The following is a 16,620-nucleotide window of genomic DNA, read 5'->3' as shown; positions in this document are numbered from 1 at the left end:
TCCGCCGCGACAGAACGCGCTCAATCAGGGCTGAAGCCCCTCCCACGACGCTGTTTTTCATTTTCCGGGGCGAAAGATTTTTTATGTCGTAAAAGCCCCCTCTCCTTGCGGGAGAGGGAAAATCCAAGGTAAGACATTGATTTTATTCTCCCTCACCCTGCCCTCTCCCGCAGGGAGAGGGTTCTGTTTCGACTTTTACGACTCTCTCCTCAAAGGAGAGGTGCTTGGGGTTGAGCGGAAATTGCAAGATAACACATTGTGATTCTTATACCCCTCGCCCAGCCCTCTCCCGCAAAGAGAGGGTTCTGTTTCGACTTGTACGACAGCCTCTGTAGGGGTGTATCCGTGGTGAAAACCGCTTCGTGACTATAAATTAATTCCTCGGCCAATAACGATCGACTAATTCCCGCGTCGAGCGAATATTGCCTTTGCTGGACGCACCAAAGACAATCGATTCGATATTCGGCTGGGCACAGACCCATTCGATAGCCTCGTTGGCTGGGATGGCGCCGGAGGCGAATACCGACATTGCGATGGCTCGGAATTTTTTCTCTTTCAAGGCGGTTTCGTAGGCCTCGAATCCGCCGGACATCCTGAATCCTACTTTATTAATATTCGCGCAAACGATGGGATTCTCGATGCCCAGTTCTTCCAATACGTCCAACAGCCTCGGCATATTCATCGTAATAAAACCAGGCTCAGCACCGTATCGCGCTTTTACGTGATTGGCAAAAATACGGAAAGCTTCGTTAAAGCCCAGACCCAACAAAAAGTCGACGACCACGTTCTGCAAGAAAATGACCGGTGTTTGCAAACCGGCGAACATTTTCATCTCGGCATCTATCAGCAAGGTGGTGATGCCTTCGATGTCTTTTTTTGCCAACGACATGCCGCCACGCATCGCCGAATCCAAGAAACCTTCTTCCGGCAAGAAGTGTTTAATCGCCCCCAACAAACCGTGATCGGTCATTGCGTTGGCGTATTTATGCGCATAAGGCATACAAGGGTAAAATTTATAATCGGCGTAACGAGTCGGGTTGGCGCGCATGTGGTCACAAACCAAGGCAATCCGCTCGTGCGTGGTGCACATAAAGGTTTTGATGCCTTCGTCGTAGGCATTGTCCAATACCTCGATCACGGCGTTGATGTCCTGAAAGCGCATGGCTTGCGCTCGCGCCTTCTCTTCCGACATATGATTGACGCCAAAAAATTGATTGTCGCCAAAAAGTAATTGGTCCATCTAATCTACTCCAGCCCCTTCATGGGGTAACTGTTAAAAACGGGTAAATTCGGCAAAGGCTAAAAGCGGGCAAATTCCCTGGTTACTACCCGCTCCCCCTCGTTCTGCGGAGATTTAAGACGAGGAAAACAGACGCACAGTTCGCTACCCTCTTTTCTACCCCCAATACCGTTTAGTTAAGGCTTAACGGTTCGCCCTGAGCGAACTCGAAGGGCAGAGGTTAGTCGTTCATGGTTCGACTAGCTCACCACGAACGGCTAAGTTAACGTATACTGCCACAATCGCGGCTAAAGCCGCTCCTATAACGCCGCGCCCGCCCGCCTGGGCGATAACGATCACCACCGGCCTATCATCAATTGCTCAAGAACGAAAACAGCCCGCCTTTTTTAGGGGCGGCAACCGGCAAGGCTTCATCGTTTTTCACCGACGGCCCCTTTTCGGCATCGGCAATCATCATCGCGATCACTTTGTCGGTTTCGGCCGCGCTGGCAAACGAGTTGACGTTTTCGGCACGTCTTTCAGCGATACATTTAACGAAGTAATCCAATTGCGCGGAGTATTCCTCGCCGCGCACATAAAACCAGACTTCTTCCGTCAACGCGGTGGTGTTGTTGACATTCCAGCCTTGTTGGTAACCGGCCGGTATCGTGGCGGTATCGCGCAAATAAACTTGCAACTCCTGGCGGTCCGCGATGATCCTACCCTTGGCGCCCCAAATGCTGAATTTGGTGCTCATTTTGCGATAAGACTCGTCACTCCAGTTCACCGAGATTTGCGCATTCATGCCGCCGGGGTAATACAAAGTGCCGAAGACCTCGTCATCGGTCTCCTTAGAAAATACGCTGTTCAAGACACTGCCGCCAACGCCGAGCGGCATGCCGAGATACCAAGTCAGCAAATTCAGCGGATGCGCCGCATAATCGTACAGACAGCCGCCGCCAGCGGTGCGCTGAGTTCGCCACGAACTGCCTTTGGGACGCATCACGACCGGGCCGTAAGCCTCGGCCAAAACGTGGGAGATATCGCCGATCAAGTTCATGTCCAGCAAACGCTTGACCTCTTGAAACACGCCGACAAATCGGTAATGGTAGCCCACCTGATTGACCAAGCCTTTTTGCGCCGCGATACCGGCCAGTTCCTCGGATTCTTGCGGATTGAGACTGAACGGTTTTTCGCAAAATACATGCAAGCCTTTTTCCAATGCCTTGCGAACCATCGGGCCGTGCATGCTGGACGGCGTAGCAATCACCACCGCATCCAGTTCGGCATCCCGCAACATGACGTCGTAATCGCTGAACGTCGGCACCCCGGTATATTTATTTAACACGTCCAGGACATAGCCAGTCGCGTCGCAGATCGCCGTTACCTGCACATCGGGATGTGCATTAATAATCGCCAGATGCGACAACCCCATTTTTCCCAAACCTACAACAGCTACACGAACCACCGCATTACTCCTTTTCAATTAACTTTTGCTCGCTGAAACCGCCGCATTAAGCCAGCCGCGGCTGCCTCGGCGACGAATATAAACGACCACCAATAACGTTTAGCCCTTAATTTGGGCTGAATGATCAGCCTGAATACCCACTCCAATCCCAGCGCGCGTATCCATTCCGGCGCCCATGGCACCGCGCCGGAATGGTAATCGAAGGCCGCGCCGACCCCAACCATCCAGGGCGCGCGAACCCGGTGCAAATGCTTGGCGATCCAAGCTTCCTGCTTTACCAACCCCAAGCCGACCCAAACGATATCGGGTTTGGTCTCGTTAATCATGCGAACGACTTCCTCATCCTCTTCCGCGGTCAGTTCCCGAAACGGCGGGCAATAGGTGCCGACCACCTGCATTTGCGGAAATTGTTCTTTCAATTTCTCCGCCATTAAATCCGCGACGCCTTCCTTGCCGCCGTAATAAAAATGCCGCCACCCTCTGGACTGACCGTATTCACTGCAATCCAATTGCAAGATAGGGCCATTATAGCGGTTGATTTTCAAGTCCCAAAAATAACCGGCCGCGATGACGCCTACGCCGTCGCACAATGAAAAGTTAGCGTTTTGAATGAATTTTAAATGATCCGGGCGGCGCAAGGCGTGATACATCGATTCGGTATTGGTAATCGAGATGTATCGGCCGGTTTCGCCCTCTGAAATCGCCCTGGCCATTTCGGCCAAAACGTCTGCGTGGGGCCCGGTATAAACGGGCATTCCCATCAACCTGTCTGTAAAGGTTGTCACGACAAAATCCTCTGAATAAATAATTGAGTAACCGCTAGCACGATGGACACGGTTTTTACTCTTATGTCCAATGACCTCAAAGAACAGCCACGAGGAAGCGTTTTTATCCCTGCAAGATCGGCCTTTCCCAACTCGGCGCCAGGAAAGCCAGCCACAGAGAATTGGTTCTCGACAATGTGCCTTATTATACGGTTGCCGAACCCAGGACAATTGCCTTAAAAACAGTTTTCCGTTGAGCGCTCTCGGAAAACTGTAATACCCTGGGGAAACCTTACCCTATTTTTTACGCTCCATCGCCAAACAGCGCTCCATGCCATCGACAAAATGATCGATCATATTCGTCAACGTATAATGACGCGCGGCGGCCAACGCATTGGCGCGTATCCGCTGGTACGCTTCGGAATCCCCAAGCAGTGTCACAATGGCGTCGGCATAGGCATCCGAAGCGCCGTTAACAACCAATCCGTTCTCACCGTCCTTCAAATAAGCGATCTCGGGACTATGTCGCGCGTCGGACGTTGTTACCATCGGCAAACCGGCACAAAACGCATCCAATACGTGCAAGCCAACCAGGCCGGGATTCAATATTACGTCGGCCAGGCGATAATAGGCGGCTTTTTCTACCCCTTTTCGAACGCCCCGCCAATGCAACCATGGGCGACTTTCCGCTGCCGCCTGAATTCCCGCCGCGCTGGGTCCGTCGCCAATAATCACCACCTGAAAATCCGGAATCGACTCGCGAATCCGGTCGGCCGCGGCGACCAGATAGTCCAACCGCTTATCCGGATAAAGCGATCCGCAATACAATCCAACGCGACTGGTATCGCCAATACCCAACTCGGCCCGAACTTCACGCAATCTGTCGTCCGAAATCGCCGCCAAATCGGCTTCGAATCGTTCGTTGTCAATCGCATTGTCCAACACAGTGATGCGTTCGGCGGGATAACCATCCGCGATTAAAATATCCCTAGTCATGTCGGTGTAAGCAAACCACCAATCGACGCTATCGACCATGTATTGTTTCCATCTTTCCCTCAAACCGCTGGGTTTCGTGGTCTGGAAGTTACGTCCATGTCCCCAATAGGCTAGCTTCTTTTTATGAAATCCGCGCAGCAGCAACCAGGGGTAATTGGACACCAAACGATTTTCCTGCATCACTACCACAAGTTCCGCATCGCGATGCTCCGTCGGGTAGGGCTGCCAAAGAATATCCTTGCCGCCAATAGACACGTAACGATTAACGACGACGCTGGCCCAAGGCAAAGTGCCAACATCGCGTTTCTTTTCCTCCCGCTTGGTTGGCTGCCCGTGGACCAAATGCAAATCAATGCCTCGAGCGGCACTGGCCGAACGCAAGCCTTCAAATAATCCCAAGCGATAATGCAACAACCGATGTTGCAAAATGACGACTTTTTTCATGTCCTATCCAATCGATTAATCAAGTATTGAATTTTTTCCCGGTTCGATAACCCAATGCTCGTAACCTCTTTCCGATGATACGAAACGTCCGGAATTGATGGATGCTTCGTGCGTATCGATAGTTTCCTGATCTTTAAAGCGCACGCCCACCTTCTGAGCCGGATTACCTGCAACGATCTCATAAGGTCCCACGTCTTTCGTTACCACCGCCCCAGCCGCGACAATCGCACCGCGAGAAACCGTGACCCCGGACAGGACGATGGCGCCATAACCAATCCAAACGTCGGCACCGATTACCACTTTGTCGTTTCGATAAGGATTCGGTGATGATTTGCTGTCTATCCACGGAGAAAACCGAACAGGAATACCAACGCATCGAAAGTCGTGGTCCCGCCGCCCCACCAACGCAACCCGATTCGCAATTAAAACGTAGTCGCCAATATCCGCGTTGGTTTCCACCAACACATCCTTACCAATATAGACACCATTGCCAATAGTGATTTCATTCGGCGCCCAAAAACGACCGCGCGCGCCGATATGCAAATCGCTACCGACCCGACTAATCGACCTCGACCGCAATACTTTCAAGCGAGTCTGCACTCGCCTGCCGATTGCCCATAGTAATTTCAACATGTATTACTGATTACCAAAGAACTTCATAGTCAAATAATAGGTGCGAGCGAGCATTAAACTCCGCGTCAAACAACAGACCTGCTCATTAAAAAATACCTGAAATACCCGAACAACACACGAGCAATATCCAGAACAATATAAAACGGAAAGATAAATAACGGACAATTATTCCAACCATACCACCAGCGCGCCCGCAAATTAGCCGGAGATTTAATATTGGTTAGAAAGTTTAATAGTTTCTTGATTGAAAACCGGTCGCGCACAGCTGTCATTCCTGTCGCATCGATATACGAATACACTCGACAGCTTTGAAAAACATAGGCCTGGTACCCTGCCCGGCTAGCCTTGTGCCCGAAATCGTAATCAGCCGCATAATGAGGCAGCCGAACTTCGTCGTACAAGCCGATTTGGCGAAACGCTTCAACGGGTATCAAAGTCCCCCTTCCGGAAACCAAACTAACCTGCATCGCGTTTTCGTCACCCGGGCAATGATCTTGAGTGAAATATACCGCCCGGTCTTTAGCCCCCCACCAACTCTGCCGAAATCCCTCTCTAACTCTTTTACCGGTAGCAATGTCGTGAACCACTGATGTCAACAATGCGTGCGGGTATTTAGCCACTTGAGCGGCCATTTCAGCCAAATAATCCCCCGGCAACTCGGTATCGTTATTCAACGTCAACACACAGTCATCGGGCCCGGCATGCCGCAACACATACTCAACACAGAGATTTATGGCGCCAGTCCACCATAAACTGTTTTCTGCGCCTATAACAATGACCTCAGGAAAAGATGCTTTTATAAGATTAGTCGTATTATCCGTAGATCCGTGATCGCAAACAACTACGCGATAGCTTTTATAGACCTGGTCGTGAATCGACCTCAAGCAACTCAAAGTAAATTCAACTCGATTAAATACGGGAATACAAATCCAAATCATCATTACTTAATCTCGTTTTTTTCAGAATAATTTAGAAACCAAAATGACACCCCACAAAAAAACCATAAAACATACCCGCAAGTAGTCATTGTCGTATTCATTGCGGAAAACACAAGAAAAAACAACACAGAGCTAAAAATATAAACACCTTGCAACCGAAACGCATCTGATTTAACAAGCTTACGTGCCGCAAGCAAAGACCTAAATATAATAACAACCATTAAAAAAGTACCTAACAACCCAGCCCCCATTAGGGAGGAATAGATAAAATTGTGCGGATGATATATATTAAAATCTCTTGGGCTAGTATCCGCCCTTTTTATAACACCCGCCAACTCCGAGTACGCCAAACCTGTCAAAGGCCTTTTCTCTAACTCCTCCAAAACCACAACAATAACTCTGGCACGAACAATCGTTGTTTTTGTTGGTACAAAGGTTTGCTCAACGCGATCTAACAGTTTGTCCAACATATTAATCTTTGCAAACGATTGGAGAGCCATTAGCGTAATAACGACCATAATTGCAGACAACAATACCATGAAAAGGGTCTTTATCTTCTTCCCTTTAAACAAGGAGATTGAGATTACTGACAGACCTAACGCAATAAATGCAGACCGATGCCCAAGCATTAAAATCCCAGACATCGGTAAAAAAGCCAAATATTTTTTATACTCCCAACATATAAAAGCTACCACCCCAATACCTAAAAGTATTGCGCCATCACCATAACCTAACCTCAAGGTATCTTGGCTGTGAAGCGCCAACTCACTATCCACAGACCCATATAACAAAGGCTGATAGAGCGGGAACAGCAAAGCTAAACACCCAGTAAAAACCATTATTTTTTTGAACTGAGCTACATCTTTATACACAGCCAAAGGAAGAAAGAAATAAAATGCCTGAGTATCTGTCATAAACATTCTAATCAAGCTATCAATAGGCATGTTAGCCAAAAACCCGTTAATCAGCTTCCCCGCAAAGAACAACAAATACAACAAAACTATCCATATAGTTCTCCTAGCAAACTTTCCATACCCAGTCATTTCACCAAGGAAAGCCGCCCTTACTAGAAAAACCACCGAAAAACAAGCAGCCATAGCGTACAACAAATCAAGCGGAAATACGTTAACACTACCCAAAGAAACTTTTACTTTAGCCATAAAAGCTCTACTTGCAAGTCCGCTTATAAACAAATAAGATAATGCCAAATATGGGATCATAACAGGCCAAAGAGCCATGAAAAAGGCAACAATAAAAAAAACAGTAATTTCTAGCATAATTGTAATTCTACATTAGCATTAATCATCAACAAGACGACCTCACCCGTTTAACAATCGATCAATTAATGAGCGCGTGTATCATAAAGATATATGATACGATTAATCTTCTACCAACCCAATTAGTAGCTAACATCTTAATAATCAAAACTTAACCAGAAAACACAAAAAGCCATACAAGACCTAAACATTAAAACACTTTCCTGCTTCAAATCTAAAGAAAGACAACTGATTAGTAGCTAATACAAAACAGGCACAACCTTGAGCGCATAAATCCTTAAACGCTATAGGAATATCCTTAACAGTTCAACACAAAACTGACAACAGAATAAGAAATCCGCCATACTACGCAAACGAACCAGTTGCTGACCTTACTAAATTAGCCAAACTTTAGCGACCCAAGCTCGCGATATATCTCAATGGTTCTTTCCGCATTTATAGCCGAGTTATAGACTTTAACTGAATTTTCGAACATCTCAGCAATCTTATCCGAATTATCTAAAGACAAAGCCATTTGCAATTTCTCGGCCCAATCATCAACATTTCCAGATATCGCTAAGTATCCAGCTTTACCGTTTAAAACCATTTCTCGCGTACCGTCCAAATCACTAGTGACCACAAGCGTTTTCATTGCCCCAGCTTCCAGAATCGGTCTAGCGAAATGCGGCTCGGTAAACGGCGCGGCGACAACATCCACCTCGGCTATATAGTCTGCAATATCGAAAATGACTCCTGGGAAAAATACTCTATTCTGCAAGCCATGTTCATTTATGACCTCCTGAAGATCCAATCGCAGATTTTTTTTGCCGGTCAATTTACGCAAGATCCGCTTAAATCTATTGACGTCCGGCTCTTTAGCGCCTTCGCCAAACAATACCAATATCGCATCGGAGTGCCGGTCGGCTATCGCTGCAAACGCCTTCAGCAGAGTCATCGCACCTTTAGCCGGCGTGTGCCAACCCAATATCCCGATAATTTTAGCGTTATCCGGCACACCGAGTTTTTGCCTTAAATGCGCCGGTTTGGTGTTGTGATAATCAAATTTATCAAAATTGACAAAGTTGGGAATTACCACACCTTTCCGTACCGGCCTGACCCTATTCAACTCAGAGTCGCATAACGATATCACTGCATCGGCGCAATATGCGATAATCTGTCTTATAATCGAATAGCGTATACGAAAATTTCCGTACTCCAAAAAATCCCGCATATGCCAGACCAGCGGAATTTTCTTCGACTTTACCGCAAGAGCTTCCGCAACCAAGACCGTCGAGTTCAAGTGCACAATATCCGGCATCTCTTTGACCAATATTTGTTGCATAGCCATATAGGCCGGTAGCAACTTGAAATAATGGCGAGCATAAGCTTTTAGATCGTGGTAGAACTTTGCTTTACTAGGATTTAGTGATTGACTTTCGATAGTGCAGTGGGGCAACTTGCCTAAACGCTTATCCACAACACATCGAATACCGGCATTTCGATAGAACTCCACCGCAGGCCCATCGACAATGAAGTAAACCACTATGTCATATTGTTTTTTTGTGTACTCCAGGAGGTAGAACAGGCTCATAGTAGCCCCTCCATTTGCACCGGTGTGATGAATATAAAGAATTTTTGTCAAGACTTAAGCTCCTTGATTAGGACAACAGGCATTATCCGCAAGAAAGCTCCAGTCAGCAGCGGGAAACTTTTTATTAGAATGTTTACTCTCCCAAATGCCTTCTAGCGTGGATAACAATATTTCCATTCTGTTGCGTTGCGTGTGGTGCTTCCTTACATATTCGGCGGCGCTTAACGCCAACGCTGTTCGTTGCTGCTCCGGTAAATTCAACAACCATTTTACTTTATCAACAGCCTCCTTCGATGTTTTAAAATAATGACAATGCACGCCATCTTTTAAGATTTTATCAAATTTTGGCGAATAACCGGAAACATATGGTATCCCCATCGCTATTGTATTAAATGGCCTATTGGAGTCGTAATACTCAATATCACTAAACTGAGGAATACCAATTGCTATCTCACATAAATTATATATATCTATTTGTTTGAAGAAATCAACAGGCCCTTTAGAACAACGAAACTTATCCCAGCCATTACCATACAAAGCAAACCGGTCTCCAAACTCTTCTTGCAATGTGTTAATTAAAATAGGCCTATTCCTAGCACCCGGAGCTGAAGCAAACGGCCTTCTAAACACCCATCTATTGGCCACCATAACTAAATCATATTCCTTGGACAGTTGTCGATTAACTGGTTTATTGAACGTAACATCATCATAAGCGGCAGGGAGTAAATAGACGTGCTTCGCTCCCTTCTTTGAAAGATAATCTGCCATTCGCCCCATCCCTTGGTTGAAACAAATATCGGTATATTTAATTAACGATAGCAAAGACTTAGGGTATGGCACCACCCAAAAATTTCCGAAAGGATCACCATTCTCATTGCATATTGCTGGTTTTGCGGGAAGCTTTAGTATCTTGGCCATTATTTTTTCATTTAGATGCCCTTCCCAAACACCATGCCAATATATTGCGTCCGCTTTAAAATCTTTCGCTAGCTCATACACACGTTCAGTCATGGCATCCCAACCGTGTTCGCGCCCGAAAATTCGATACGAAAAGATTTCCAGGGCTTCCAATCGGCCTTCCGAAAGCATGTCGGCGAAAATTTTTCGTCTAGCTCGTTGGTCCCCTTCAACTGACTCTACCGGCAAATACAACAATCTCAGTTTTTTCATAGAAAATATCTTTTTGGAAAAAATTTTTTTAACATTGCAGATTGTTTCAGTAAATACTTAACGGCAGGCAGGCGAAATGCAACATATCGACTCACCATTAAGCCAAGTCCAAAACCTATGATTGCGGATAGACCATCGATTGCCAACCGAAATATTTTGGGAATATTCTCGGGTATAAATTGGATAGAGGCATAAACCGTTACAATCGTTAAAGTTGCCATCGTTACTATACAAACCCCGGCCAGCAACGTTTCTTTAACCGAAATGCGTAATATCCGACTTAACTTTATAGTTACGACTATCAGCCTTACCCATTCAGTGATTACCAATGCCAATGCGATATCCACTACATCGCCGCTTGGAGCCAATACAAATAGCAAAAAGGAAATCAAGACCAACGCAAAAAACTGTACTTGCATTTTCACGCGCAGCTTATTCATCGAATTTAACGTAACACCCGCGACGTGGGAAATAAAGGACGGCCCAACCGATAACGACAGCATTTGCAAAATTGGAATTGCCTCCAGCCAGTTTTCTCCTAATAATACTTTTACAATATCATTGGCAGTTAAATAAATCGTCAAACTAACTGAAAAAGCGTAACTACCCACCAATAATATGCTTAATTGCAAGCTGTACTTCTGCTTTTCTCTTTGATTTCCTATAGAACTGACGATAGGAAATAGCGCCTTGGTTAGAATATTGGCGGGTTGTTGTACCGGCAAATTTGCCAATAAGTTAGCTCTACTGTAGTAGCCTGATATTTTCGCACCTAGTAGCTTACCAACCACCAAAGCATCAAGGCTGGCCGCCAGGAACTCCATGAAACCAATAACCGAATATCTTCCACCGTAGCTAAGAAAATGTCTACGCTGTGCAGGGGAATGCTTCAAGGACAGGGGAAATGGCATTGCCATATAACTCAACGCTGCAGTTACCGTTAGTTGGGTCATGACCGCACAGACTAACGCCCAAACTTCTAACCCAGAATACGCTGCGGTTATTCCAACTATGCCGTATCCGATAAGATAGGCAACAACGTCAATGATCGCTATCGAACGAAATGCCGTGTTGCGTTGCAATAAGCCTTGCGCAACCGCTGCAAAACCCGAAATCACAAAGTTTATCGACAACACGCGTATGACAGAAGCCAAACCCGGCATTTCATAAAATAATTCGAATACCGGCGCGGCCACTTGCACTAGAACGCAAAATGTAGCGGATATACCTAAGGAGATTGCCAGAGCCGCCGGTACATCCCCTTCATTCAGATCTCGCTTCTGAATGATTGCGGGTGCAGTCCCTATTTGCGCGAAAAAACTGAAAAATCGCAAACAAACGTTAGCAACAGCAACAACCCCGAAAGCAGACGGATCAAGAAGCCTAGCCATCACTGCCATAAATATCAATTGGAAAGCAGTTACAAAAACTGTCGATAAAGTCCCCCACGCGACACCGGAGGAAAGCTTTTTTATTTTAGTCACTGTTAGAATTTAGTTTAAATTCAGGATAGTTATTTGGCAAAACCTTTAACCAAGAACTCTACTGGCATTTTAGGCCGGGCCAGAACTAATAAAGCGACCGCATTCTTCCCATGATTCGTTTTATGATATTGGCCTTCTTTTTTTTCTCGGCGGGGTCATAAAACCCACGTTTGGCAAAATCCACGGTTAACTCGTGCGCTGCAAATAGCGGCTCAACAATATGTTTTTGCCATTTCCCTGCGACAACACCTGTTGCTTTGTAGGGCAACACGGCCGCACCGGGCTGTGTAAAAAAATCCCTATTTACGCATAAAATGATGTCATTTTTGCGACGCGCTCTAAACGACCCGAATATTTCAAATTGCCATGGATTCTCGTGGAGACGAATGTGGCTTTGCATTGTGCTTTTCCGCCAAAGACCTGCTTGCAATCCCAACAAATACCTGGAGCTTTTGCCCACTCGCCATAGCAATTTGTTTTCGGTTGGTTGCCAGGGACCAGAGCCGCCAAGCTCCATTAACCGGATGACATCGGCACGCCCTTCTCGCATCTCGTTTAAGAACTCGTGAATATATTCTTCTTTCACCGGCTCCTCTAAGAAATAATCTTCCTGAAAATACAATATATAGGGTGTGTCAATTTTATCCAAACAACGAGCAAGGCATTCACTCCAAGTTAGACGCCGAGTTTCGCCTTCCGCCACCTTTGAACACGATATATTAAGCCCATCGAATTCAAATCCCTTTAATTCCGTATTCAAAACAATCGGAAATTGGCAATTAGGCCAATAGCGTTTAAATAATGTAAAAAAAGGATCCCAACAATCTTCAAAGCTATCGGAAGTATTGACCAGCACAGTTAATTCTTTTTCCATTTCCAGTCCCAAGTTATCCACTTAATCAACTAATACCCAATTAATAAAAACCGTCAAAAATCGCTGAAATATTGAAACTTCAGAGAACCAAGCCTGCTATCTCTCTGCATTAAAACAGGCTTAGAGAAATCAAGAAAACCATCTCTTATACTTAACCGCCTAAATAGCCGGCATTCGTTAATGTAGCGGACTCTTTCACCAAGACCCCATAGCTAAACAGTAGACCTGCTGCTTAATTAAGCCATCAATATTATTTCACACAAAATAGATTAAACATCCGCTAAAATGTATCATCATTACCTCGAATGGTATTTAATTTAGATTCTAGAGATCCGATGCCTACCTTCTCGAACTACAAGCCATCTGAATCACGTATAATCATTGCAGCGTTTTTCCTAAGCGTTGTAACCATAGCGTTCTTTAACAATTACCCGCAATTTATATCCGAGCCCCCCGAGCTCTTAGAGAATCCTGGCTTTGAATTTGGCTTAGAGCGTTGGACTTACTCAAAGAAGGGAGTAGAGCTTTATTTTTCCGACCTCCCGAACAAAGTAAATCCGGATGATTTGGAACGCCGAGCACATGGTGCGACCGCCGTTTCCCTAACATCTAACGATTCCAACAGTTTTGTTTCCATCTATCAATTTATTACTCCAACGACTCCCGGTAGGTTGATCAAGCTCAACTCAACTTTGATGACCAATAATATCGTAAACGGCTCGGCGACTTGTAAAACGGCTCGTGTTGTATTATTGGCATTCGACCAGTCTGGCAAACCTCGATACGACCGCCCGCATGTTCTTATCAACTTACCGGAATCATCCGATTGGGCTCAATACGAGCGTATTTTTGAAATTAGCGCTGGCACTACAAAACTCCAAGTAGCCGCTCAACTGACTCACTGCCAGGGACAATTACTCGTTAAATCATTCAGCTTAAATCCAGTTGAATTGAATCCAACGTTTGTCCAATACAGATTGTGGTTATTATCCTTATGGCTTGGCTTCGGCGTTTGGATCACTGTAGAAGCTGTTCGAAGCCATATCGGCATTCGATCCGATTGGTTTTTAATATTTACAATACTCGGCATTCTATCCGGAGTATTAATGCCGGAATCACTTAAGGAAACACTTGGTCAATTAATTTGGCCGACTAAATCAATACTTCCAATCGAACATGAGGAACATTTAAGAACTTTTAAACTGTCTTTCGCCATTCCTGTAATTGACATTTACAAACTGGGGCATATCGTTACATTTACTTTTTTGCCAATCGCTGTTTGGGTTGGCAACCGATTTCGTAAACCAAAACCCCAACAAATCATGCAGATGCTAGTCTTTGCAATTTGTAGCGAAACGCTACAATTATTCACTGCAGGCCGAGGCCCGCAACTGGGCGATGTTTTCATCGACAGCTTTGGAATTTTGCTCGGGTTGGCAGTTACTATTTTCTGCCGCCGCCTTAATCTCATTTAGCGAGCCGCTTAATACGCCTGCTCCCCAACAAAGCCCTTGAAGACGGTCATGAACACAATTTTGATGTCCAGCCACAGCGACCATTGGCGGATGTATTCCAGATCGTAGTGAATGCGGGCCTGCATTTTGTCGATGGTTTCGGTTTCGCCCCGGCAGCCGCTGATTTGCGCCAAGCCGGTGATGCCGGGTTTCATTTTGTGGCGTAGCATGTAGCCCTGAATTTGCTTGCGGTAATATTCGTTATGGGCAATCGCGTGCGGGCGCGGGCCGACGACGGACATCGTGCCGCGCAGAACGTTAAGAAATTGCGGCAATTCGTCCAGCGATGTCCGCCGCAAAAACGCGCCCAGCGGCGTGACCCGACTGTCGTTGGCGGTGGCTTGCTTGACGGTGTCGCCGTTTTCGCACACCGACATCGAGCGGAATTTCCAGACTTCGATCGGCTCGCCCTTTACGCCGTAACGCAATTGTTTGAAGATGACGGGACCGGGCGAAGTGACCTTGACCGCGAGCGCAATCAGAAGCATCGGAATCGCGATCAGCGGCAAAATCAGCGCGCACAACACCAAGTCTTCCAGACGTTTGGCCATACCGTCCAACACCGAATTGAGCGGGGTGTCGAACACGCTGACTACCGGGATACCCTTGACGCTGCTGAGTTTGGATTGCATCAGGTTGAAGGTGAAAAAATCGGGAACGATATTCACCGACACCGTACTGTCGGCCAGTTCGCGGATCAACTGATTGATCCGTACTTCGGCGCGGAGCGGCAGGGTAATGTAGATATGGTCGATCTCGCCACGCTGACTGCGCTTTAACAATTCCTTGAAATCGCCGGTAATGTCGTCTTCTATCAACTCGCCTTGCTCGCGGCGTTGCGGGTTTTCGACGCGATCATCAAAGTAGCCGGCAAAATGGTAGCCCAACCAGGGCATTTCGGTCAGCGCGATATTCAAGCGCTTGCCGAGTGGATTGGCACCCAATATCGCGTAATAACGGACATTCAAGCCGTGCAAACGCAGAAACGACAATGTCGCTCGCCGGAGCGTGTGCACCAATATAATGCCCAACGGCACCAGCGGAAACCACAACTCGAGCACTTGCTTGGAGAATTCGAAATCCGGCTCCAGCAAGTACACGCCGCTGGACACCACCGCAAAGGAGCCTATCCACGACAGTAAAATCCGCAATGCATCGTCGAACATCGGGTCGCCGCGCCAACCGTGATAGATCTCTTGATGTTCGGCGAAGATACCGAACAACACGGTACAGGCGATGAAGAGGATCAAATACTCGCGCGTGAAAGGGATTTGATAGAGCTCCAGCGACGCAAACATCGACACAAAAATGATCCCGGTATCGATGGCGCGTTTAACCCCTTGCATTTCAGGCCGCAAGGGACGGATAAATCCTTTTGAGCGAAGTTGGTTCATATCCAGAAGTTATAGACTATTCGTTGAACATCCGATTGATCCGCGCTGATCCAATAATTTATCAGCACTTTATTTCAGCCCCATGAATCTAGGCTCCCTACCCGACTATCGATTCGGCCTTTCGGTGTTTTAAGTCGTTGCAAACACTGATAGGCCGCTTCTATAAGCCAGCCGTTCGATGCGGCGACTGGATTCAAACGTAACTGTCAGCAAAATGCACACCAGTTATCCCTGCTAGCCGGGAAGCCCCCGACGATTGCCATACCTCTAAACGCTGGTTCCACTCGTGGCCCACCGCAGCAATGTCAAGCGTGACCGAACACGCCATCCCGAGTGCGCCTTAAGGATACACCGATAAGCCAATCTTCATCAGGCACAACACGCGCTAAGTGCCCAGTGCCCGAGTTTTTTGCCGACCATCCATAGCGTTGCAACCGCACCATCTTGGTTCATCATCACGCCGACAAAGTCGCAAAACGCCTTTCGGCGATACCTTTAGCCTGCTAATCAATGCTTTACGACTCCCCGGCCCGAATGCGAGCATTCCCGCAGCCGTAAACAAACGGCCGATTTATACGCGAACGGCATTCCGATCTGTCGTTTTTAATGACATCCTAATGTTTTCGTCATCGGTTACCCCACTTTTCCAAGTTAATAATGATGCAAAAATCCATTCCGTGAAAGTTTTTCCAGGAAAAGTTCCGTCGCTTGTTCACGTCACGCTCGGAAAACGGTCACGAATTCGGCCTACACCGCCTTGGATAAATCGCAGGAAAGCCTCGCGCGGCTTAGTCATTTTGTTCCGCCCTTCCCGCGCGGACAGGGTGTTTGCGTGTTTATCCCCGCCCAGGCCTTTGACGGGCCAGCAAATGCTC

Annotated in this window: 13 protein-coding genes; 1 reads left to right on the top strand and 12 read right to left on the bottom strand. The window is 46.8% G+C overall.

All coding sequences use genetic code 11. The features are described 5' to 3' along the window. Positions 1–373: 373 nt before the first annotated feature. The 11 genes from BJL95_RS04855 to BJL95_RS04805 form a co-directional block, all read right to left on the bottom strand. Entirely contained in the window at positions 374–1,240 is an 867-nt protein-coding gene (locus BJL95_RS04855) for a hypothetical protein (RefSeq protein ID WP_071155936.1), read from the bottom strand. Between the two features lie 352 nt (positions 1,241–1,592). Next, positions 1,593–2,687 (bottom strand): Gfo/Idh/MocA family protein, encoded by a 1,095-nt coding sequence (locus BJL95_RS04850; protein WP_071155934.1) that lies wholly within the window; start codon positions 2,685–2,687, stop codon positions 1,593–1,595. A gap of 14 nt (positions 2,688–2,701) precedes the next feature. Next, positions 2,702–3,472 (bottom strand): WecB/TagA/CpsF family glycosyltransferase, encoded by a 771-nt coding sequence (locus BJL95_RS04845; RefSeq protein WP_139306134.1) that lies wholly within the window; start codon positions 3,470–3,472, stop codon positions 2,702–2,704. Between the two features lie 276 nt (positions 3,473–3,748). Beyond that, positions 3,749–4,891: a glycosyltransferase family 4 protein gene (locus BJL95_RS04840; protein ID WP_071155930.1), complete on the bottom strand. Its 1,143-nt coding sequence runs from the start codon at positions 4,889–4,891 to the stop codon at positions 3,749–3,751. A 15-nt stretch (positions 4,892–4,906) separates the two neighbouring features. Next, a complete protein-coding gene (locus BJL95_RS25435) occupies positions 4,907–5,524 on the bottom strand; it encodes a DapH/DapD/GlmU-related protein (protein WP_071155928.1) in 618 nt (205 codons plus the stop codon). A gap of 65 nt (positions 5,525–5,589) precedes the next feature. Next, positions 5,590–6,465 (bottom strand): glycosyltransferase family 2 protein, encoded by an 876-nt coding sequence (locus BJL95_RS04830; protein ID WP_071155926.1) that lies wholly within the window; start codon positions 6,463–6,465, stop codon positions 5,590–5,592. Beyond that, positions 6,465–7,739 (bottom strand): O-antigen ligase, encoded by a 1,275-nt coding sequence (locus tag BJL95_RS04825; protein ID WP_071155924.1) that lies wholly within the window; start codon positions 7,737–7,739, stop codon positions 6,465–6,467. The genes BJL95_RS04830 and BJL95_RS04825 overlap by 1 nt, the downstream gene beginning before the upstream one ends. A 379-nt stretch (positions 7,740–8,118) precedes the next feature. Then, positions 8,119–9,360, bottom strand: a complete 1,242-nt coding sequence (locus BJL95_RS04820) for a glycosyltransferase family 4 protein (RefSeq protein WP_139306133.1) — start codon at positions 9,358–9,360, stop codon at positions 8,119–8,121. A 3-nt stretch (positions 9,361–9,363) separates the two neighbouring features. After that, positions 9,364–10,479 carry a glycosyltransferase gene (locus BJL95_RS04815; protein ID WP_071155920.1) on the bottom strand — a complete coding sequence of 372 codons (1,116 nt, stop codon included), beginning with the start codon at positions 10,477–10,479 and terminating at the stop codon, positions 9,364–9,366. After that, complete coding sequence (locus tag BJL95_RS04810; RefSeq protein ID WP_175463647.1) at positions 10,476–11,963, bottom strand: lipopolysaccharide biosynthesis protein; 1,488 nt, start codon at positions 11,961–11,963, stop codon at positions 10,476–10,478. The genes BJL95_RS04815 and BJL95_RS04810 overlap by 4 nt, the downstream gene beginning before the upstream one ends. Positions 11,964–12,048: 85 nt before the next feature. Beyond that, positions 12,049–12,837: a hypothetical protein gene (locus tag BJL95_RS04805; RefSeq protein ID WP_071155916.1), complete on the bottom strand. Its 789-nt coding sequence runs from the start codon at positions 12,835–12,837 to the stop codon at positions 12,049–12,051. A 335-nt stretch (positions 12,838–13,172) separates the two neighbouring features. Here BJL95_RS04805 and BJL95_RS04800 point away from each other — a divergent pair, with 335 nt between their 5' ends. Continuing rightward, on the top strand, positions 13,173–14,312 hold the full coding sequence (locus tag BJL95_RS04800; RefSeq protein WP_071155914.1) for a VanZ family protein: 1,140 nt from the start codon (positions 13,173–13,175) through the stop codon (positions 14,310–14,312). An 8-nt stretch (positions 14,313–14,320) separates the two neighbouring features. On the opposite strand, the gene BJL95_RS04795 is transcribed toward BJL95_RS04800, so the two are convergent. Beyond that, positions 14,321–15,697: an undecaprenyl-phosphate glucose phosphotransferase gene (locus tag BJL95_RS04795; RefSeq protein ID WP_254786686.1), complete on the bottom strand. Its 1,377-nt coding sequence runs from the start codon at positions 15,695–15,697 to the stop codon at positions 14,321–14,323. Positions 15,698–16,620 lie beyond the last annotated feature (923 nt).

This window comes from Methylomonas sp. LWB, from assembly GCF_001856095.1.
Lineage (GTDB): Bacteria > Pseudomonadota > Gammaproteobacteria > Methylococcales > Methylomonadaceae > Methylomonas > Methylomonas koyamae_A.
Note: the sequence above shows the minus strand (reverse complement) of the source record. Positions and strands in the feature narration are given on the sequence as shown.

Excerpts from the sequence above, each read along its gene's own strand:
- BJL95_RS04805 (WP_071155916.1), bottom strand. The coding sequence starts at position 12,837 with ATGGAAAAAGAATTAACTGTGCTGGTCAATACTTCCGATAGCTTTGAA.
- BJL95_RS04825 (WP_071155924.1), bottom strand. The coding sequence starts at position 7,739 with ATGCTAGAAATTACTGTTTTTTTTATTGTTGCCTTTTTCATGGCTCTT.
- BJL95_RS04855 (WP_071155936.1), bottom strand. The coding sequence starts at position 1,240 with ATGGACCAATTACTTTTTGGCGACAATCAATTTTTTGGCGTCAATCAT.
- BJL95_RS04795 (WP_254786686.1), bottom strand. The coding sequence starts at position 15,697 with ATGCAAGGGGTTAAACGCGCCATCGATACCGGGATCATTTTTGTGTCG.
- BJL95_RS25435 (WP_071155928.1), bottom strand. The coding sequence starts at position 5,524 with ATGTTGAAATTACTATGGGCAATCGGCAGGCGAGTGCAGACTCGCTTG.
- BJL95_RS04840 (WP_071155930.1), bottom strand. The coding sequence starts at position 4,891 with ATGAAAAAAGTCGTCATTTTGCAACATCGGTTGTTGCATTATCGCTTG.
- BJL95_RS04815 (WP_071155920.1), bottom strand. The coding sequence starts at position 10,479 with ATGAAAAAACTGAGATTGTTGTATTTGCCGGTAGAGTCAGTTGAAGGG.
- BJL95_RS04800 (WP_071155914.1), top strand. The coding sequence starts at position 13,173 with ATGCCTACCTTCTCGAACTACAAGCCATCTGAATCACGTATAATCATT.
- BJL95_RS04830 (WP_071155926.1), bottom strand. The coding sequence starts at position 6,465 with ATGATGATTTGGATTTGTATTCCCGTATTTAATCGAGTTGAATTTACT.